The organism is Terrimicrobium sacchariphilum (assembly GCF_001613545.1).
Taxonomy (GTDB): domain Bacteria; phylum Verrucomicrobiota; class Verrucomicrobiia; order Chthoniobacterales; family Terrimicrobiaceae; genus Terrimicrobium; species Terrimicrobium sacchariphilum.
The window spans coordinates 1,194,323-1,214,950 of record NZ_BDCO01000002.1 but is presented as its reverse complement, the minus strand read 5'-3'; the positions used below and the strand labels follow the sequence as shown (position 1 = coordinate 1,214,950).

Genomic DNA, 20,628 nt, shown 5'->3' with positions numbered 1-20,628 from the left:
CCTTTCATCTAGGTCACCTTGAAAACTCCGTAGCTGACCGGGGGCATGACCACGGAATAGCGATCGCGATCCGCCAGCACATCGATGTGATCGCCATGGATCTGCTGCAACGCGCCGACCTGGGGAAGCAGGAAAGTCGAGGGCTGACATTCATCGGCAGGATTGATGATGATGACAAAGGTGTCGGCCCCTTTCCCTCTTTGATAGACAACCGGGTATCCCTCGCTGGTCAGAACGCGAAATGCACCGCCATTGCCAAGCGCTCTCCAGGAACGCCGCAACTGCACGAGGGATTTCACCCGGGAAAGCAACTTCTGACCCTGGGACAGGACGGTGGGAGCGCCGGGGCTTGCGTCCACGGGGAGGTAGAGATCCTCGGGGGAGGCAGATGAGAAGCCGAGGTTCACGCCATCGTCCCACTGCATCGGCGTGCGGGCTCCGGTGCGGGAGTACCCGCCCTCTTTGGACGGCAGACCGTCGATATGCCTCATCCCGATCTCATCACCGTAGTAAATGAACGGGATGCCGGGCATCGTCATCACGAAGGCGAAAACAATAAGTATCTCCTGCTCCGTCCTCCCCTTTGCAAGCCGAGGGACATCGTGATTGCCCGTAGGGATGGTGATGAAGCCGTGGTCCTTCGTCGCTTCGTAGTGCTTGAGATAAGGAACCATGAACTCGCGGATGTCGCCCTGCCCGCACCGATCGAAGTAGCTATGCGAGGCCGGATCGGCGACCGGGTTCAGATCGCGACCGGGTTCCTTGCGGAGCAGCGAGGTGTATGCCGGAGGATCGCCAAACGCCAGCATGAAGTCGACGTGAAAACCGGCCGGGATGGCTTTCTCCGGGTCGGACCATTCCGACATCAGCGCGGCATGAGGATACTCCCGGTCAAACATCTCGCGGACATCTCGCCAAAGTCGCATCGTCTCCTTGAGATCGGGATCGTTCTTTACCAGAGACATGGCCATGTCGACGCGAAAACCATCCGCGCCCAGGTCGAGCCAGTAGCGCAGGATGTTTTTCATCTCCTGCCGTACGGCCAGGACATCCGGATGGTCGACGGGAAGCTGCCACGGGTGCTCCGGCCTGGCGTAGCCGTAGTTGAGAGCCGGCTGGAAATAGAAAAAATTGGCCAGGTAGTTTCCGTCCCGCTCGGCATGCCCATGCACCATGGGCTTTTGAGGATCGCCCTTGTCCCAGATCGAGCGGGTCCAGATATACCAGTTGGAATACCGGTTGGGTTCATGCCGGCAGGATTCCCTGAACCAGGGATGGTCGATCGAGGTGTGGCCCGCGACAAAATCCAGGCAGACCCGGATGCCCCGCGCCCGGGCCTCCCGGAAGAGCCGCACGAGATCATCGTTGGTCCCATATCGTGGAGCGACTCGATAGAAATCGGCCACATCATAGCCGGCGTCTCCAAATGGCGAGACAAAGCAGGGGTTCAGCCAGATCGCGGTGCACCCGAGATCGGCTATGTAGTCGAGCTTCTCGATTATTCCCGGCAGGTCACCGATGCCGTCTCCGTCGGAATCCCGGAAGGATTGCGGGTATATCTCGTAAAATATCGCGGTGCTAAGCCACTTTGGGGTCGGGCGTTTCATTAAAGGAGGAGTCAGTACATCTGCTGCGGCAATGCGATGCCGGGGAGCTGTACCAAGCAGGTCAAGCGTGCCATTCGCCACCGACATCGACCGGCGAAAACTCCGAGAACGGAATCTCCCCCCATAATGTACGAGCCAGCGCCGTCTGCGTCTCGGTACTGGGGCTGTACGCGTTGACCAACGTTTTGAGGAACGGCATGTCCTGCAGCAGATAGGGAGTGCCAAGCGAAACAACGATCGGCCGGACAGTTTCCGCATTCTGCAGCGTCCACATCACCTCACCAATCTGGCCCACGGGACGCACGGTGTTCTTTAGCTGATGAATCTGGAGGCTGAATACGACGATATACGCATCCCACCGCTCGCCGAGGCGCTCGCGGGAAATCACATCGAGACAGTTTCCGTTTTGCAAGAGCGACACCTCAACACCCCGATCGCGAAAGTCCTGCACGAGAGTGCTGAGGTCGTCGCGGGATTTCTCGTCCAGGCCCACGGCGCAGTGCAGCAGGACACGGCGAACCTTTGCCGGATCGAGAGGCAGGATGTTCTCCTCATTGCGCACCAGGGTGATGCTCGACTCCGCCACCTTACGGGCGGTCTGCCGCGCCTCGTCCGAGAGGACGATCGGCCCGCCTGTGGTCGCGCCGGGCAACGGAGCCCCGGGCAGTCCCAGTCTGGCCTTGAGTCGAAGAATGCGACGGACGCTCTCGTCGAGGCGGGCCTCTGTGACCCGGCCATCCATGACCGCGCGCTCCATCACGTCAAAGTACTCGATCTGCGGCCAGAGCATGACATCGATGCCGGCGTTGAACGCCTCGATGATGCGATCCTCATACCTCCCCCACCCGGTAAAGCCGGCCATTTCGAGCGCGTCGGAGACGATCACACCGTCGAACTCGAGCTCATCACGGAGGAAGCCGAGCACCCGATGGGAAACTGTCGCGGGACGCGGGCGTTCGCCGTCCGCCAGCGGCTCGAGCCACGGGAGAGCGATGTGTCCCGACATGATCGTATGCACACCGGACTGGATGACCTCCGCAAAGACTCGCAGATAGGTTTCCCTCCACTCGGCCTCGGAAAGAGAGTTGATGGAGGTGACCAGATGCTGGTCGCGAAAATCAACACCATCGCCGGGAAAGTGCTTCGCGCAAGCCGCCATGCCGTGGTCCTGCACACCGCGGATCACCGCGCTGGCCATGCGGCCCACATGCCGGGGAGAAACTCCGAGCCCGCGATTGGAGACCACGGGGTTGAGCCAGTTCCTGAGCAGGTCGACCACCGGGGCAAAAGTCCACGTAAACCCGATCTGGCGGCCCTCCAGCGCCGTCCAGCGACCGTACTCATAGGCCAGGTCGGTGTCATTGGTCGCACCCAGGGCGAGAGCCGAAGGCATGCGTGTGAGCCCCTTCACCGCGGCACCGGCACCGCTCTCGAGATCGCCCGACACCAGGAGGGGCAACCGCGATGCAGCCTGGAGTGTCTGGATCGCCGCACGCGACGACTCCGCCGTATCTCCGCAACCGCTGATAATCTCACCTCCGCAGAACACACTGCCGACCGGATACCGCTCGAACCACTCCTCCAGGCTCATTCCCAGGAAACGGGTGGACGCATTGATGCGCTCCTGCGCCGTCTGTCCGATCTTCTCCCGCAGGCTCAGGCGCGCCAGAGTCTCCTCGGCCCACGTTTGACTGTTCCAGCCGGTCTGCCCGATCAGGTTTCGCCCGGCTTCTGCAATAACGGCCGCGCTCATTATCGCGCCCTCTTTCCTGGTACTGCACGCTGGCTATGCGACCAGATGACCGCATTCATGCGATAGCTCGACGATTGATAAGATTTGGAACTCGTCATTTTGGGACTCCTCCAAATTATCGCCTCCTTCTCCGGGCTGAAAGCGACCCGCCCGAATTTTCCGGGCAAAATAAAGGTTTTCAAGATTTCGTGGCCACAACATCGGGAGAGCATCGCCACCCTTTCCATCTGGCGGGAAGCTGCACGAAAATCCCGGAGATCACGACGCCCCGGGCAGATCGAAATCGCGGAGCGTAGCGTCGCCAGCCCGCACGATTTGCAATCGGGTGCGGGCTTGACCCTGGACCGCCTAGTCGCGCGGCGGTCGCTCGATCTTCAAGGGATTGCGATCCGCCTGGAACTTTTGCCAGACCCTGGCAAATGCCTCTGGCAGCACCAGGTCACCGGTGGGGGCCTGCGTGTACTCGATGGTGTAGATGCGTTTATTGACACTGCACTGCGCGAGCCGTCCGCTTTGCACATCCACCCAAGCGCGGCGGCCGGAAGGCAAAAGGTAGTCGGACTGCACATAGGGCGAGGCTCCGGAGCCGCTCGATCCGTTGAGGTCAAAGACATAGAAGCTGCCAGCCTCCCCTTTCTCGACTCCCACGTATTTATCGGCCGTGATCCAGTCGACATTGGCCGGATCGTAAATCTTGTACACGACCGCCACGGGGTCGTGATCGGGGTCCATCACGCTCACGGAATGGGTCTGAGGATCCTCCACAATCCTTTTCCCTCCCAGTATCCAGGTCTCCACCTTGCTGCCATCGGAGAGAGAGTCGACATAGCGCACCACATCCCGCGAGCGTGTCGCCTCCCGCTGGATCAACTCCGGCGCGGCCTGACTGGAGGCGCCCTTCGGCGGGTCCTTGAGCCGCAGGACATAGGCATCGAAAGCCGGGGCGGGCTTGACGAAGGGCGGCACGGGTGCCGGGATCGAATCCTGCGCGACAGCGGCGGACCCGAGAAGGATGAGGTGAATACCAGACAGAAGGGTCAGTCTATTCATAAACAGGCTCCAGCATTTGGTCGACGACCTTGCCAGTGATCCGGTCGATCGAGAGATGCAGCCAGTATCGCTGTTCCGCCGTGATGACAAAGCTCGCTCCGGAGAGGCTCGCCCCGGCGGGCATCCTGCCGGACTGGGCAATCACGTCGACGAGGAGATTCCAGGTGCGGGTATCCGTGGCATCGGAGATGGTCCGCACGATGCTCTCTCGCTGGGATTTGATCCGGTTTCGGGCGGCGCTCGAAAGCGCGATGGAAGGCAGCGAGGCAAACCTCCCATCGGTATCCAGGGACGACCGGAATCTGCCCACCAGATCGCTGCGATTCAGAAATGGGGAGGTCTCTGAGGCACCCTGGACAGCCGTGGCGATGTCGGCAGCCTCGATGGCAGACAAGATGGCTCCCGAGCCCTCCACGACGGCGCCCCCGGCGGCCAGCGCCTTCAGCGAGGCGGCCTGCCGGGTGTTCAGGCTGATCTTGCCAGCGACGACCTCGTCCTCCGAAACGGTGAAGATATCCAGCAGACCGGCATTGCCGCTCTCCGGGGTAAAGAAGTCCACATTCCTCCATGGCGCGTCGCTGAAGACATATCCCAACTCGCCCACCGACCGGAAGGGCCGGTTGAGAATGAGCGGGCGGCTCGCCAGGTTGTTTGCAAACAGCGGCATCCCGTCGGAGGAGGTGGAGGCGGCGAAAGCGCCCTCCGCCCGCCGGTTGATATTGTCAATATCCCGGTAGGAGACCCAGGAGGCGGAAGAAGCGAGGCTCGGAGTCTCCCGGTTTTCCGAGAGCATGCCCAGGGCATTGTTATTATTCAGCCCTCCCGTGGCCGAGCCGCTGCCATGAAAGGTAAAGGCCGATGTGGTGGCCGGACTGAAGCGCGCGAGGATCGTGCCCTGGCCACCATTGGGCCTCAGGGAGCTATTGGGCAGGATGAGACCGCCATACGTCTGATAGTTCATGCTCACGCTGAAGCGATCGGTACGGGGATCGCTCTTCTGGGCAAAGTAGAAGCAATCCTTGCTGACCGGATTGTAGATATCCACGATCGAACCGCCGCGGTCCGTGATGCCCAGCTTCTTCATGACCGAGTAATCCCGCCAGCTGCCATCAGGATGTTTGTACTGCAGGGTGAAGGTGACGCCATTGGGCGTGATCATTCCCTGATCATAATAGGCGGGGTCCACGTTGAGCGCATCGCCTGTCCAGATGCCGACCATGCTATTGGACTTCGCCGTATTGACATACCACACGTCGGCGCCGTTGTTCTTGTAAACCGTGTGGGTGATCTCCGGACTGGTGATGAGGTTTTCACTGGCGGGAGAACTGGCATTGGACGGCGTGAGGAGGGTGGGTTCCTGCGGGTTGATCGAGAACTGCACGCCGACATTCCCCTTCAGATCCGTCACGGGGCCGAAAACGGGTGGCGCGCCACCGGGAGGCAGATTGGGAGGGGTATTCGCCCCGCCCAGCACGAGCACTTTCACCTGCGCCGAGCCGGTGGCCCGGATGCGAAACTGCGTCGGCACCTGGGAGCCTGTCGGCACGGTCTGATGGGGATTCCAGACCTCAAAGCAAAACCATCCTCCGGCCCGCTTGGGATTGGAGTCGTACCGATAGACACAAAAGAAGACACGAGGCAGATACGGCAGGCTCTCGATCCCGTAGAATGTCGCATCGGCGACCGGACCGAGACCAGTCAATATCTCCGTCGGGTAGCTGTCTTCATCATATTGATCGATGACATTCGCACCGATCTGCATGATCTGATAAGCGGGCGTCTTGTCCCAGGCCTGGGTATCCCCAGCCGGTCCATCGGTGGTGAGGGTCCCGAGAGGACCCGCATCCCGCCCGGTCGATCCCGAGAGGATGCCCGCCTGCAGAAGCTCGAAGAAATCGGGTTCGCGACCCTCCGTCGCCACCTGCTCGAGCGTCTTGAGAGTGGTCGCGGCAGAGCTGCCGACAGGCGAGGTATAGATCCACAGCTTGTTTGCACTGTCCCACGCCAGCCCAAAGTGCTGCTTGATCGCCGCCGCCGCGTTGGGAATCGCCAGGTTGGGTCCAGAGGGCGTGATCCACCTCAGGCGACCAAGGGGGAAACGCTGGGAAACGAGGGGCTGTCCTTGTTTCCTGACCCTCTCCTCCCTGGTGCCGTCCACCCGATACCAGGTGATGGTCTGGTCGACGGGGAAGCGAACATTGGCGATGCGTCGGTTCAGCGACGCCGGCTTGTCTGCATCCGCGTCATAACTCACAGACGATGTCACGCCCGAGGGAACGCCGGGAGTCCAGGACGGGGAGTTTTCCGACCGGGAGAAGACCCCGAGGAGGTGCGTAAAATTTGCGAGGTCGGGATTCTGCGTGCGCACATACTTGAGGAAATCCTGGCGCGTACCAAAGAAGTTATTTGTATAGACCTTTCCCGTTGTGGAATTCGTCACCACATTGGCGAGGTAGCCGCGGTCGGTGAGTGCGTCGACGCACTCCAGATAGGATGAAGCGGTGGTGGCGCCGGGATTCCGGAAAGTCACCAGCTTGTCGATGGCCGACTGCGAAAGGCCGATCTGGGTGAGATCGGCTCCGGCGATCGTTCCCTTCACCGAGGACATGGAGTTTGCCGCGCTCTGAGGATAGCCGGCGACATTCACATCGAGCACTCCGCCACAGTCGTAGACATTGTAGGCAAAGCGACCAACGACGTCGGTCGACGGCGACTTCACCGGCCCGTTGGTTTTGTCGACATAGATCCAGTTGGGCAACTGGGTCGTGTTGGTGAATCCTCCGCCGGGAAGCATGCGCGGGCGGTTCCAGCGATCCGCCGAGACAAGCGTCCCGTTACGTGATGGGCTGGCCGTGCCATCGGCCGAGACATTGGTATCGGCGGCGGGAATGCTCTGGCGGTTCAGATTGAAGAAATTGGAATCGGATACCCCGATCGTCGAGGCGACCACTCGTTGCGGAACGACGTTGGCATTTGCCTTGGGATAAAAGACCGAGACGCCATTGGAGGAGTACTCGATGGACCGTCCCGCATCGACGATCTCACGGGCAAACTGATCGATCACATAGTCGCAGGCAGACCGTCCCAGCGCCTGGGCCATGCTGCGCTGCTGCCGCTTTGCCTCGACCTGCTGATTGGCTGTGGCTTGAGCGAAGAACGCCAGCACGACGACCGTCACCAAGACGACCAGGGCGAGCACGACCACGAGAGCCATGCCCCGGGACGAAGCACCTCTCCGTCGGAAGTTCACAGGAAGCATCACCATACTACTTTAGGAGGAAGGTTGTTTCTGCCGTACGAAGCGACGACACCACGGGATCAGGCACCCCATTCATATGGCCGCCTGACAAAATCGTGTTCCAGTGTTGCTGAGGGGTCTGCCCTTGAGAAGGCGTGCCCAGGGTGGTCGCGAGATCGCTTACCTTTGCGAGTTGCGCACTTTGATCATCCAGAGCGGCGACGGCGACAACCAGGGATCGAACGTAAGGCTGCGAGGCGGTGGCAAACTCGTTCCCTCCCGGCGCAAGGACCAGCGCCTTGAACTGGCCGGCAGGCACCTGCCCCTGGGTAGTTGTCGCTGCGGTCCAGTCGCCGCCGGAGGTGAACTGGGCCACGGACCCGTCATTCGTAAGGAACGCTCCCTGGAAGCCGATGATATTGTCAGCCACGATACTCTCCAGACACCCGGCCGGCCGGGTGGTGGCTGCCTTGGCGACATCCGTGTCCGACCAGGTCACAGGCCAGTTGGAACGAACGATCTGGTTATTTACCTTCTGGTACAGCACGGCCATGTAGCGGGTGGTATCCGGGGCATTGACTGATCTGCGGGTGCGGGTGAGGAAGGCGATGGAGATATTCCTGTCGGCATCCTCCTTAACAAACACCGTTGCACCATTGGCCGTGACGAGGTTGGACAGATCATTTCCCAGCGTGTCCAGGGTGGACTGCGCGGCGAGGCTGGAGTTGGCCTGCTGGTGGGCGCGCCGACTCGCAGCCATCGTGCCGTTGATGATCTGCTGGAGAAAAACAAGCATCAGCGCCATCACGGCCAGCGAAGCCAGGACCTCGATGAGCGTAAATGCCCGAACCTTGCGCGGCATGACGACAATGCTGCTGCGAGCTAGAGCGAAGGCATGAAGACTACCCATGTCGAAATCGATCCCTCCGCATGCGTCCAGGTGGAGCGTTGTTCGTCCCATTGAGCAGCATTCGGCCAGGCTACGCTGACGAAGGCGGTGCGGGCTCCCAGGCTATTGGTGGCGGGAAGGATCTGCACGCGAGCCACATGGCTTTTCTCCGAGGGGCCGGCACTGGGCAGGCCTCCTGAGGTGAGCTCGATGTTGGTGACCGAGCTGGCCTTGTTCCACGAGATGTTGGAAAAGGCACCGAGGCCTTGATACTGGCCGGCGGAATTGGCCGAGGCGCCGCGGATTGCATTGGCGATCTGAACCATGGCGGTCGAGGCCTCGGCAGTCCGGCGAGACGATCCCATCGAGTTGAACCCGACCGACAGCAGGCCGACCAGGGTCAGCAGGCAGAATGCGGCGATCCCAAGCGCGAGGGCCACCTCCACCAGGGAGAAGCCCGCGCGTCTTTCGTTCAAAGTTTTCATAATCTTCTATTGCGTTACTGAACTCTCACAACCTCCACAGAACCCACGCCGCCATCCACGAGGAGCGCGGCGTCGTCACGATTGGTCAAAGATTGCAAACCCTTGCTCTGCTTGACCCCCAGGATGATGAGGGGATCAAAACCATCATCGCTGCCCAGGGAGCCCTTCATGGCGACCTCTCCGCGAGGGGTGAAGGTCAGAGTGTTCTTTCCAGAGAAATCCACGCTCCCCGAGCTGGCCGTGATCCCGCCCTGGTTGGTCGTGAACGAAGCGCCCACGGAGGTCACATAGTCGGGCCGGGAGGTATTCGAGTACCGCGCCGCAGCCTTTTGTTTCGTCTCGGTGGAGAGTGCCTGCCAGTCCACGAGAGCAACGTCCTTCATCCGCATCACTCGCGAAAGCGGCTGGACATTAGCTGAGCTCGTATTCGTGCCGGAGCCGTCGGCCGAGGCAAACAACGCACCCTGGACCTCAAGCGAGCCTTGATTGGTGGCTGTTTGAAAGGCCAGCCATACATAGGTATTGCGGGCCATGGCTTCATAGCGCGCCTTTTCCACTAATGACTGAATATCGGAAAGCGACCTGGAAAACCCTGCCCCCGCCTGCATTTGGTTAAAGGCCGGAATCGTCACCACGGCCAGTATCCCGATGATAGCAATGACGACCAGCAGTTCCACGAGTGAAAAGCCTTTCCCAAGGGCGGACCGGGCTGCGAGCTGCCGGATCTGCTGTTTACATTCTAGATTCAATGTAAATACGTTCATTCTCGGGAGGACTCCTCAACGATGCTGGTGCCGGGCTCGATTCGCAAACACCTTTTCCCTTTTTGAAGGGATTTACAGATGATTGTGGCCACAATTTTATCAAGCCAATCAGGGGCCTCATGCGCCTGTTGCGAGAGGGTGATTTCCGGCCCACATCTGAGATCGTGCGGCCTTTTTTTGCGAGATCACAGCCTGCTTTTTCCCGGCACCGGCAAAGGCGCTTACAGTGGAAAAAGACACGGTCGTCGGCTCGGTATCCCAATAAAAAAACGGGAGATGCCGAGGCATCTCCCGTTTTTCCCAGAACACTCCTCATCCGGAAAGCCGGCTCCCACGCCGGCCTCCCGCAATGATGAGCGATTTACAAAGAGGCGGCGCGCATGCGACGGCGATAAACGAGAAGCGCAACTCCGCCCATGGCGAGGAATGCGACCGTGGCCGGCTCCGGCACAGTGGTGATGACAAGGTCATTGCCTGTCCCACCGCTGTAGCTGACGCGGAACTGGTTCACGCCGATCGTGACCGTCGAGTTGTCAGCCAGATTGGAGAAGACCCCCGAGATTGCGCTCGCAGAGGTGTTGTCGATGATGGTGAAGCTCTGGCCCTCCGCCAGAACCGCGGAGCCCAGGTCGGTGAAGGAAATGACACTGGACGAGTTGAGCGACACTCCGTTGGCGATGGCCTTATCCGCTGCGAGCGTGCCGCTATTCAGCTCGAACACGAAGTTCGCATCCGACAAGAGCGAAAGGGAACCCGTGGTCGTGAATGTTCCCGTGGTATCGCCGGGATTAAAGATCGCGTCTGCCGATCCGGATCCATCGCCGATGGTCACGTTGCCATTGACGGTGCCCGAGCCTTTGAGAGAGCCCGAATTTACCGCCACCGCGCTAGCCAGGGAGCCCGCGCCACTCTGCCCAACGATAAGCGTTCCGGCATTAACCGTCGTACCTCCCGTGAAGGTGTTCACCCCCTTCAACGTTAATGTCCCCGCGCCTTCCTTGGTCAGGGAGTATGCTCCGCTGAACCCATTAGCGAACGATGTGGAGTTCAACACCGTAAAGGTGCGATTGGCCCCGAGGCTGGCCGCAGTGGCATTGGTGAAGTTGAGGTTACCCGTGTAGGTTGCCGTACCGAAGGTGACATCCGATCCGAATGCCACCCGATTGCCAATCGTCCGGGTGCTGGCATCGGCGCTCGCAACCGTGACCCCGCCCTTGCTGTCACCCATCGTGAACGTTCCCGTACCCAGCGCATTATCATTTCCGAGCGCGAGCACGGTCACACCGGCATTGCTCGCTCCCTTGATAAGCAACGTGCCACCGGTATAGGTATTGCTGCCATTGAGAATAATCGTGTTGGTGTTGGCGTTGAACTGATTGGCCTGCAGGGTCAGTTTGTAATTGCCTGAGATCGTGTTGGAAATCGTCAGCGCCTTGCCGTTGGCGAGATCCGCCGCGATGGTGACGTTGTTTCCGAGCGTGATCGCTCCGCCGAGGATCATGTTTCGACTCGTCGCACCTGCGCCGAACCGTGCCACGGTATTCGCACCGTTGATGACGATGGCATTATTCCATGCCACATCGCTCGTTACTCCCGTGAATGAACTGTCAATAGTGGCTCCGGCATTGAAGGTAATGGTTCCCGTGCCAAACGCTCCCGCAGTAACGGCACCGGCGGCACCGGTCGATCCCTGCAGCGCATTGTAGCTGCCGCCGTTCAACTTCACTCCACCTGAAAAAGTGTTGTTCCCGGTAACGCGGAAGTTCTGGGAAGTGAGGATGAGTCCTCCTGTGCCGCTGGTCACACCGTAGGTGGAACCCAGGCTCGCATTATGGGCGGGATCGCCTCCCCAGTAGAGCGCGTAATTGGGAAACGCTCCGATCGTGAGATCCGCGTCGAGGATGACGTTGTTGCGGACCTCAAGCCCCAGCGCCGAGTTGCCCGGACTGGTAAACTGCAGCGACGGGGCTGTGCCATCGGAGTTCGTCTGAAACTGTAAAGTACCACCGGTCAGGGCAAGGTAGTTGGAGTTTGTCCCGTAAGCGAGCGTGTTGAAATACAGTTTGTTAAGGATAAAGTTTCCCGGCAGGTCGTTATTGGAAACGCCGACGCCAGTCGAGGTGAACGGGCCAAACTGAAGGGTCGTGTCCTTGCTGCTCACGGGAGCAACATCCCACCCCGTACCGCCGGACCAGTTGTTGGTGCCCGAGGTGGCTGTGTAGGTATAGACCGTGTTAGCCGCATCGGCATCGACCGCTGAGAACAGGGCGGTCGCGCAAGCGGCGGGAAGGAGGGCTCTTGTGAGTCGCAGGCGGAGGGAGTGCTTCATACAAAGTTTAGTTAAGCAACCAGTCTTCGACCAGAAGTGAACCAACAAGAAAAAGCAGTTGCATTCCAGGCGCGGCTGGGGGATTTACAAAATGTTGTGGCCACAAATTCGAACCGCACCTCCTCCGAGGTAATCGCCCGCCGTTTGCTGGACTACATCTCGTCGCACGAATTGGAGCCCCCGGCCCGGCTTCCCTCCGGGCGGGAACTCGCGGCGGAGTGGAAGGCGGATTTTTCCGTGGTCAATCGCGCCATCGGCCACCTGATCACCCGAGGCATCCTCCGCCGCGATGGCTACAAGCTTTTCCTGGCGCGAACGCCGGAGTCTGTCACGGAAACGCCGCCGCTGCACATTCTCTGCCCCAACCCCAAAATCGCCGCGGGGGCTGCGGAAATCGCCTCCCTGCATGGGAGCCGGGTGATCTCGCTCGACTGGCACTGGCGGGCCTACCGCAACTCCATGAGACGGCTGCTCGAGCAAAACTGCCAGGGCCTTGCGGTATGGACAGACAAGGACACGCCGGTGGGAGACTTGATCGAGCAGTTTCGACAACGCGCGATCCCGACGGTCGTCCTGGGCGCCACGGGCAACTATCCAGGCAGCATGGTGGACATCCATGGAAACACTGCCGGGCGCATGGCAGTGGCTCATCTGTTCAACCTCGGCCATACCGAGATCGCGTGCTTCCACCTGCCGGGAGCCGACACGTCGATCGTGGATGGCTATCAACGCAGCTGCCATGAGCGAAATCTGGGCTCCTCCGTGTCACGCGTGCTCTCACCCGACCTGCGACTCGCCGAGGTGCAGGTCGCCGCGACGCGACTGGCCAACGAGTTTCCCCAGGTCACAGGCATCGTGTTTACGAATGCCAAGATGGCGAGAATGTTCATCGAGGACACGAGCGAGGGGCGGATGGTCCCCAAAAGTCTTTCCGTGGTGGCCGTCGGTGACCCCGACATGGGAATCTCGACTGATCCCCCGCTGAGCGTGGTCGCGTATGATTATGCCCGGCTGGGACGGTATGCGGCGACCGTGCTGTTTGCGCAGAAGTCCGGCCTCGCGCGGGGAGGCGCATTACCCCCTCCCGAGCGTCTCCTTATCGAGCCTCAACTCATCGCCCGGCAATCGACAACGGCTCCAGGCAAGGCTCCATCCCGGCCGCGGGCCACGACCATCTCCGCCGCGGCAAAGGCCGGCCTCGAGACGGAAACTCATGCCACGCGCCGGGCGTCGGCTGCGCAGAGTTGGAAGATGCCCTACCCGGCTGTCGCAAAGCTGACTGCACGGGCCTTTGAACAGATCGACCTGCGGCCCTTCGCCAACCGGGGGTTGCATCGATTCAAGAGCTGGCTCGGCTTGGCGCCGCTGCTGTACCTGCCCGCCGGTCGACAAAAGATCCAGGGTGTCCCCTTTGACGTCATCCCGGAGGATGCAAAAAATCCCAGATCCTCGCTGGTGCTGCGCTCCCATCACGCGCGAGATCATTCCCTCCCTTCCGAAGTCACAATCCCGGTCAACCAGCACGCGAGGCTGGCCTATTTTCTGCATGGATGCGGATGGGCGACCGATCATGTGAAATGCGCGGAATACGAAATGGTGCTGGAAGACGGCTCCTCGCACGCGCTCGGCCTCGTCCCGTTCGGCTTCGGACCTTCGGACGAGGCGCTGATCCCGCAATGGAACGAGGAGTCCACCATCCAGGACTGGTGGCCCAGCTATCAGCAATTTGACAACTCCCGGGCGCGGCACCTGACCGTGACCAAGGACGGTGATCCCGAGGCATCCGAGCGCTTCCTTTATACCCTGCAATGGACAAACCCCACGCCGGAGGTGAAGCTGGACTCCATCCGCGTAAAGGTGAATCCCGACACGCGGTTCACCCTGGGAATTCTCGCAATCACCATCTGCAATCCCCCGGCGGCGCGCCGCGGGACTAGGGCGCGGTGACGGAAAGGCCGTTCAGCTGAATGAACGGGTCCAGAGAGACGCCGGTCGCATTGACTCCTCCCTTGAAGCTGACCATCTTGGCGGGGAAGCCGGTCGAGCGCATGGCGATATCCGGGATGTCGGCGATGGCGTTGGCGAGGTCGCCGGCGGCAAAGATCTGGAGTCTCCACTTGGCCGTGTCCTGATTGAGTTCCAGCCGGATGACGTAGGCAGCCCCGGGGTCGAGCCGCACCTTTGAGTCGGTATAGATAGTGCCGTCGAAGAAGCGGATCTCTCCCTCGCTGTGCACGGCCATGGTGACGAGGTGCCGCCGGGTATCCTCGGGCAGGCCGTCGCAGACGATGATTTGCAGGACGGGATTGGCAGGCCGGGTATCCAGGAGAGTCACGTTGATGTCCACCACGAGGGTGCCCTTCGTGCCTTCAAAGCTCTTGTTCAGCCAGGGAGCCGCCCTGTCGACAAACTCCGCGGAGGAATCGGTAAACTGCACGGCTTTCTTTCCGGCGTCGGCCTCCACCACGTTGAGAGTGGAGTGCTTCTCCGCATTTACGCCAGCCGTCCAGCCCCCTGGCAGGACGGTGGTCGGGGTGATCTCGCCAAGCGGGAAATCTTGAAACTCGGTTTGAAAGATCGCGGCAGCCCAGGCAGGAGCCTGAGCCATCACGATCGCCAGCAGGGAAAGCACGATGCGTTTCATAAAGCGTCTGTCATGAGGTGGCCTCGGGCAGCGGCACCAGCACGGGAGGCACGAGGATCAAGCGCCGCTGGTCGGAGGCAGAAGTTCCCTTGAGGAACTCGGCGACAAGTTCCTTGCCGATCAGGTCGTTCCTCTTGTCGACAGTGGCCGCAGGAGCGGTTTTTTCAAAGAAGTACTCCGGGCAGATGCTCCAGCAATGGTCATAGCCTCCGATGAGAATATCGCGATTGGGTTCAAGCCCGGCAATGCGGCAGGCATTGGCCACGCTCAATGCATCGGGATCGCTCAGGACGAGGATGCCATCCACCCGGCTCGGGCCGGTGAGATGCTCGTAAAGAAACCCCAGCATCTGGCGGGTGCGCGAGGTGAAGTAATATTGGTCGGGGAGTTCTTCTCCCTGGCGATCCATCACCGCAGCGAGAAGCTCGGGAAGGATCGGCAGGCCGGCTTCCGTCAACGCTCTCTGCACCCCGGCGTCGCGACGCTCGATCCATCCTGTTTTTACCGGCCTGGCCCAGAAGCGAAGGATGCGGCGGCAGCCGCGATCGATCAGGCACCTGGTCAGCTCATACGCGCCGGCCTCATGATCGGAGGTGACCCGTACGGCGTCATGAAACTGCTCGCTGTCACTTTGCACGACCACAGGCCGGCCCGACGCGACCGCGCGCGTGACAAACTCCTGCACGGCCGGATGCTCGGAGGCATCGGCAAACACAATGAAGCCAGCGGGGTCCTCATCGAGCAAGGCGTAGAGCCGGTCGGGAGATGAGGCCCGGGGATTGAAGAGCATGGGGTTGAACCCCTGTCGCTGCAAATCCTCCTCGACCTGCACCTGGACGCGGCTCTCCCAGCCGATCGCGGGCGAGTACCGCGCGGTGCTGACGAGGATGACGGCCTGCGCCAAGGCTGATCGCCGCGCCTGCGCGACGAGCCGACGCTTGCGATTGACGGTTTCCAGGATGCCCTCGCGCTGAAGGTCGATCAGCGCATATCGCGCGGTCAACCGCGCGACGCCCAGTTGATCGGCCAGCTGTCGCTCCGATGGAAGGAAATCCCCCGGGCGGAGCGCTCCGGACTTGATCCACTCCTGCACGCGGCGGACGACCTTGTCGCGAGGTGAGCGGCTGATTTCAGATTCCATCGAGGACATGGTTCGAGAGGTTGGCTGCATTCAATCAGCCTGCATGCTCCCGCTTGTCGAGGCAGGAGTCGAGCAAACCCGTCTCGCCCGGAGGCTATTTCGCGATGAGATATTCAATGGTTTCTCCGGGTGCGAGCGTCTCCTTGAACCGGGCAGTCGGGTTCGCCTCGATGGTGGCCGTGCGGATACCTTCCTCGACGATCCGACCGTCGCCGTAGCGCGTGGCCTGGAACTTTCCGGACTTGGGAAGGACGACGGACACGTCGATCTCCTCGGGATCGTGCGAATAGCTGGCGAAGGAAATCTTGATCCACTTTCCGGCGTCGACCGGGTTGACGTAGACCAGCTTGTCCTTCATCGCGTCGGCGTTCGCATAGGTCCAGGGCAGAGGTTTGCCATGGAGACCAAAGGTATGCACGAGTCGGCGATACGAGCGGGCGCGCTCCATCACCTTTGCGTCCTTGTCCTTGGAGAGGAAAAGGGAGAAGTGTTTGAACTCATCGTTCCCCGCGTGACAGACGTACTGGATGATGTAGGTGGCGAAGGCGAGATTGCCGCGGATGTTTGCGTCAAACTCGGTCGCATCCTCACGATCGCTGGAGTACGCGCCGCACTCTGTCGTCCAGATCGGAGCCGGCGGATTGGAGCCGTAGAGCAGGTTGTAGCCCACAGCGGGAATGATGTAGCTCTTTGCGTAGTTGTGCGTGGAGAGATCGTCGGTAAAGCCGGGGTCATTCGGCGCCTCCTTGCGGAATTGCGCGTCGATGACGGAGAAATCCCACGCGTGATACCAGCCCTGGCCGATGATGGTAAACTTCAGCTCGGGGAACATCTTGCGGAAGGCCTGCGCCGCGACCGCCTGGCGCTGGATGGTCGAGTAGGCATCGGCGATCTTGAGCGAGTCCCAGCCCCAGATCGGCTCGTCGACTTCATTGCCGATTTCATAGGATGCAAAGTACTTCCCATAATCCCTCAGGATCTTCGCCTCGTGGGAATCCGCGAGCTGGTCGAGGCTTGTAATCCCTCGTCCCGGCTCATTGAGCAGATGGGGAGCCATGCCGACGTCGACGAGGCTCTTGAGCTGATACTCCGCGGTCGTCTCTCCGCCCGAGGGCGCGCCGTCCGGGCGGTTGATCTTGTTGAGCTCACCGGCATTCCAGATGCCATAGCGGATCGGCGCCTGCGTGCCGACGAAACCGAGATAGCTCAGGTCGCGAATGGCGCACTGCCGCCAGGGTTCGCCGCCATCGTGATGGAGATAGCCGAGATTGGTTCCCATCCAGACCGGGCGCCCATTGACTGGCTCCGCCGCCGGTTTGCCCAGGGCGTAGAGGGAAAGGTAATTCCAGTGCAGCCAGGAGCCGGTGTAGGGATTGTTTCCCTTTCCGCGGAGTCCCATCATCTGGATGTACTCCTCCGACTGGTTTTGCACCGCGTTGCTGCTTTGATAGTAGGGGGGGAGGATGCGCAAGGTGAGGGTGTTTTCTCCCGTCTTCAGGCGTTCCTTGGGAATGGTGACGACCCATGCCCGGTTGGTCAGGCGCTCACCGGGCACCAGGTCGTAACCCAGGACCTGCGGCATGCCGCTGAGCACGCCATTCACAAACACGCCGACGGACGTCACCATCGCATCCGCATCCTCCACCCCGAGAACGAAGGCCGCGCCATTGGCCGGGATCTGCGGGAGATTGAACTTCAGCGTCGTCTCAGGCAGCAGCTTGCTCTCCAGCCCCCTGGAGACATCCTTGAGGTCAGGAGCAGGCACCGTCACAAGATCCGGGCCACCCTTGATCGGGCCAAAGGCATCCGAGGTCCCCTGAGGTGATCCCAACTGGAAGATCTGCTTTGCGCCTTGCAGCAAGTCGAGCGCCCACGGCTCCAGTCTGCTACTGAAATCCGGCATCGGGCGGGACGTGGCCGCCTCGAAGGAGCCCATCGCGGTCGGCCAGGTCTTGGCCGAGAAAAATGCGGAAGCCACCTCCACCGGTTTCGCGCCATCGTGCCGGAAGTCGGAGAAGGGAATATCCTGCCAGCCCTTGGCGGTCTTGACCTGCAACAATCCCGAGCCCAACGGAGGCTGGCCAATATCCTCGATGTCCACGCGGATCGTCCTAGCGCCGGCCAGTTCGTCCGTAAGGTCGACTTTCATCGTATGGCTCGCGCACATGGTGGCATAGACCTCCTTGTTATCGGCAAAGACCCGGAACCCGCCCGGCGAGCGTACCGCCAGGCGCACTCCCTGCCTCGGCTGCGGGAGATCATAGGAAAGCGAATAGCTTAGCAATGGGAGATGCGGATAGACCCAGGCCGTCCTGGTAGAGAGCGGAGCCGGCACAGCGATCGGGGTCGCCCTGGCCCAGGTCGCGCTTTGATCGATCGACGCCTCCCAACTCGCATTTGTCGGGATATAGACCGCCTTTCCGTCTGCCGTCTTCCACTCGATCCGACCGAGCAGGCCGCCCGGGCCGCGACTGTTGTCGACCTTGAAGACCACCTCATTCGTCCCGGGCTTGAGCACATTCTGAATGTCGATGTTCTGGATGTCCTGAAGCGAGCCATTGCGCCCGATCTCCCTGCCATTGATCTCCAGCGAAGCCGTGTCGTCACCCACAAAAGTCACCTGCGCCTCCCGGAATCCCTGGGGAGCTGTGACCGTACGGCGGAACCACACGGTTTGCGCCGCCACCGGCACGCTCTGGTCGCGCCCCATCTGCGGACGCCCGCGCACGAAGATCTTGGGCCACGGGAAATCCGCGCTGCTCCAGATCCAGGTCATTTGCTCACGGCTGCTGTCGCCGTAAACCGGCGCATTCGCGGGAATCTCGAGAGGATAATCATCCACCGGGCGCAGCGAGATATCGGAAAGGTACGTCCAGCCGTTCTCCGCATCGGAATTGAAGAACCCAACGAACCGCGACACGCCGAGCGGCATGCGGAAATCCTTCTGGAATTTCTTCCAGTTGAAGGAATCCTTCCACGAGGCGATGGGGATCGCGCCGTCCTTTGGCGGCTCATGCAGCGTGGGATAGCAGGCCCAGAGAAAGATGTTCATCGAGGCATTAGGCTTCTCGCCGGAAACACCCAGCGCCTTTGCGCGGAAGGAAAAGACGTAATCGGCGCCAGCGATGACCTTGTCCGGCGCATCCCAGCCGAGCACGAAGCGCCCCTTGAACAGAAGCGCCCGGGTATCATCGACCGTCACGACATCCGCGCTGCCCTCGCTGAAGGGCAGCTTGATATTGGCATCGGCGAAGTCTCCGTTGGGCAGCACCTCATTGCTTGAAGCCTGATAATCCGACGGCGCGGCATCACCCTTGAGCATGGCCTCGATGTCGGGATTTTTTCCAATCGTGATCTCCTGCTCGAGGACATTGTTAGCCCGGTCCTTATCGTCGATGCGCTTCACATCATCGACGACCGCCCGGAGCTTGTAGGTGCCAGCCATCGGCTTCCATGGCGCATCCACCTTGATTTCCGCCGTCTGGCCCGCAGGCAAGGACTGCTTGAACTGCGATCCGTACGTCAGCATTTTGCCCTTTGGGTCCGATGTGATGTCGAAATAAGTCACCGAGACCGTCGTGTGATCCGGAGTCGGCGCATCACCTTGATTGCGCACTGTCGCCACCAGATTAAGCCCCTGGCCCTCCTGCGGCATTCCCCCCTCTACTCGGAAACTGTCGATCACCAGATCAGGTTTCCCAACAGCATCCTGCCCGCAGGAGAGCCCGGAAATCAAAGTACAAAACAAAAGGACGGTTAGTCGCAGGGAGGGAGCTGACACCATACTTCAATAATCCACATTCAACCCTCACTGTATAGCAAAATGTTCCAATATTATACCAACTATATCAGTTTTATACTATGAGGCTTGATTTCTCGCCGGAAATACCCGATTCAGAGAACCAAGCCCCCTTTTTCCTGTGTCCGCTGCAACCGTCTTTCGCGATCTGGCCTACGATTGCCCCCAAGGCACCTCGCTGCTCCTGGACATTCACCGCCCGGAGGGAGAGGAGCCATGCCCGGTGATTCTGTATGTGCATGGCGGCGGATGGCGGAGTGGTGACAAGGAGGACACCGTCCAGGTCGATGCGCTGATCGCCCGGGGCTTCGCCGTGGCGACCATCACCTATCGACTGCTCCCCGCCTTCCCATTTCCTGCCCAGGTCTGCGACGTGAAAGCCGCGATCCGCTGGCTCCGCGCAAACGGTCGGACTTACGGACTCGCCACTGACAAGATCGGAGCGTGGGGGCACTCTGCCGGAGCACATCTCGTCGCGTTGTGCGCAGTGACAAACTCCCTCCCCATTTTCGATGAGGGAGAGAATCTCGGATACTCGAGCCGCCTCGACGCGGTTTGCTGCGTGGCGGGATTCTTCGACTTCCTCACCCTGGCCAGACACCGGAAGCATGGCGCAGAGGATGACCTGCTCGGCCACGAACCGGGGCGCTGCCAGCGCGCGGCATTTGCCAGCCCGGTCACGTATCTGTCGGCAAGCGCGCCACCATTTCTCCTGATCCACGGCCTGATCGACGACGTGGTCCCTGCCCGGCAGTCGCAAGACTTTGATGCCTCATTGCGAGAGACCGGAGTCCCCTCCCATCTGATTTTGCAGGAGAGCATGGACCACCGCAATTGGGGTCACCCAGACGTCTCGAGGGAAATGCCCGCTTTTTTTCAACGTACCATCTCGCCCGCTTCCCTCCCAGCCACTCTACCCAGCTAAACAC

Annotated in this window: 13 protein-coding genes; 2 read left to right on the top strand and 11 right to left on the bottom strand. The window is 60.7% G+C overall.

Annotation, left to right across the window (positions count from 1 at the left end; translation table 11 throughout):
• Positions 1–8: 8 nt before the first annotated feature.
• From TSACC_RS05860 to TSACC_RS05825, 8 genes are all read right to left on the bottom strand, one after another.
• A complete protein-coding gene (locus TSACC_RS05860; protein ID WP_075078459.1) occupies positions 9–1,607 on the bottom strand; it encodes an alpha-amylase family glycosyl hydrolase in 1,599 nt (532 codons plus the stop codon).
• 61 nt (positions 1,608–1,668) lie between these two features.
• The gene (locus tag TSACC_RS05855; RefSeq protein ID WP_075078458.1) at positions 1,669–3,360 is read right to left on the bottom strand and encodes a glycoside hydrolase family 3 protein; all 1,692 of its coding nucleotides are present in this window, start codon (positions 3,358–3,360) and stop codon (positions 1,669–1,671) included.
• 348 nt (positions 3,361–3,708) lie between these two features.
• Positions 3,709–4,410, bottom strand: a complete 702-nt coding sequence (locus TSACC_RS05850; RefSeq protein ID WP_075078457.1) for a hypothetical protein — start codon at positions 4,408–4,410, stop codon at positions 3,709–3,711.
• Positions 4,403–7,624, bottom strand: a complete 3,222-nt coding sequence (locus tag TSACC_RS05845; protein WP_075078456.1) for a hypothetical protein — start codon at positions 7,622–7,624, stop codon at positions 4,403–4,405. The genes TSACC_RS05850 and TSACC_RS05845 overlap by 8 nt, the downstream gene beginning before the upstream one ends.
• Positions 7,625–7,676: 52 nt before the next feature.
• Positions 7,677–8,558: a PulJ/GspJ family protein gene (locus tag TSACC_RS05840; protein WP_169809548.1), complete on the bottom strand. Its 882-nt coding sequence runs from the start codon at positions 8,556–8,558 to the stop codon at positions 7,677–7,679.
• Entirely contained in the window at positions 8,531–9,022 is a 492-nt protein-coding gene (locus TSACC_RS05835; protein WP_075078454.1) for a hypothetical protein, read from the bottom strand. Before TSACC_RS05835 ends, TSACC_RS05840 begins: the two co-directional genes overlap by 28 nt.
• A 14-nt stretch (positions 9,023–9,036) precedes the next feature.
• Complete coding sequence (locus TSACC_RS05830) at positions 9,037–9,771, bottom strand: prepilin-type N-terminal cleavage/methylation domain-containing protein (RefSeq protein ID WP_237763905.1); 735 nt, start codon at positions 9,769–9,771, stop codon at positions 9,037–9,039.
• Between the two features lie 376 nt (positions 9,772–10,147).
• Entirely contained in the window at positions 10,148–12,115 is a 1,968-nt protein-coding gene (locus TSACC_RS05825) for a PEP-CTERM sorting domain-containing protein (protein ID WP_075078452.1), read from the bottom strand.
• 96 nt (positions 12,116–12,211) lie between these two features.
• Here TSACC_RS05825 and TSACC_RS05820 point away from each other — a divergent pair, with 96 nt between their 5' ends.
• Complete coding sequence (locus TSACC_RS05820; protein ID WP_075078451.1) at positions 12,212–14,062, top strand: substrate-binding domain-containing protein; 1,851 nt, start codon at positions 12,212–12,214, stop codon at positions 14,060–14,062.
• Here the strand turns inward: TSACC_RS05820 and TSACC_RS05815 are convergent.
• From TSACC_RS05815 to TSACC_RS05805, 3 genes are all read right to left on the bottom strand, one after another.
• Complete coding sequence (locus tag TSACC_RS05815) at positions 14,049–14,759, bottom strand: hypothetical protein (RefSeq protein ID WP_075078450.1); 711 nt, start codon at positions 14,757–14,759, stop codon at positions 14,049–14,051. The genes TSACC_RS05820 and TSACC_RS05815 overlap by 14 nt on opposite strands.
• 10 nt (positions 14,760–14,769) lie before the next feature.
• Positions 14,770–15,900, bottom strand: a complete 1,131-nt coding sequence (locus TSACC_RS05810) for a GntR family transcriptional regulator (RefSeq protein ID WP_169809547.1) — start codon at positions 15,898–15,900, stop codon at positions 14,770–14,772.
• Positions 15,901–15,994: 94 nt separating this feature from the next.
• Complete coding sequence (locus TSACC_RS05805) at positions 15,995–19,585, bottom strand: CARDB domain-containing protein (protein WP_169809546.1); 3,591 nt, start codon at positions 19,583–19,585, stop codon at positions 15,995–15,997.
• A 235-nt stretch (positions 19,586–19,820) separates the two neighbouring features.
• Between TSACC_RS05805 and TSACC_RS05800 the strand changes: the two genes are divergently transcribed.
• The gene (locus TSACC_RS05800; protein WP_075078447.1) at positions 19,821–20,624 is read left to right on the top strand and encodes an alpha/beta hydrolase; all 804 of its coding nucleotides are present in this window, start codon (positions 19,821–19,823) and stop codon (positions 20,622–20,624) included.
• Positions 20,625–20,628 lie beyond the last annotated feature (4 nt).

Coding starts and splice junctions, on each gene's coding strand:
- TSACC_RS05810 (WP_169809547.1), bottom strand. CDS start 15,900: ATGGAATCTGAAATCAGCCGCTCACCTCGCGACAAGGTCGTCCGCCGC.
- TSACC_RS05840 (WP_169809548.1), bottom strand. CDS start 8,558: ATGGGTAGTCTTCATGCCTTCGCTCTAGCTCGCAGCAGCATTGTCGTC.
- TSACC_RS05815 (WP_075078450.1), bottom strand. CDS start 14,759: ATGAAACGCATCGTGCTTTCCCTGCTGGCGATCGTGATGGCTCAGGCT.
- TSACC_RS05845 (WP_075078456.1), bottom strand. CDS start 7,624: ATGGCTCTCGTGGTCGTGCTCGCCCTGGTCGTCTTGGTGACGGTCGTC.
- TSACC_RS05855 (WP_075078458.1), bottom strand. CDS start 3,360: ATGAGCGCGGCCGTTATTGCAGAAGCCGGGCGAAACCTGATCGGGCAG.
- TSACC_RS05835 (WP_075078454.1), bottom strand. CDS start 9,022: ATGAAAACTTTGAACGAAAGACGCGCGGGCTTCTCCCTGGTGGAGGTG.
- TSACC_RS05825 (WP_075078452.1), bottom strand. CDS start 12,115: ATGAAGCACTCCCTCCGCCTGCGACTCACAAGAGCCCTCCTTCCCGCC.
- TSACC_RS05850 (WP_075078457.1), bottom strand. CDS start 4,410: ATGAATAGACTGACCCTTCTGTCTGGTATTCACCTCATCCTTCTCGGG.
- TSACC_RS05860 (WP_075078459.1), bottom strand. CDS start 1,607: ATGAAACGCCCGACCCCAAAGTGGCTTAGCACCGCGATATTTTACGAG.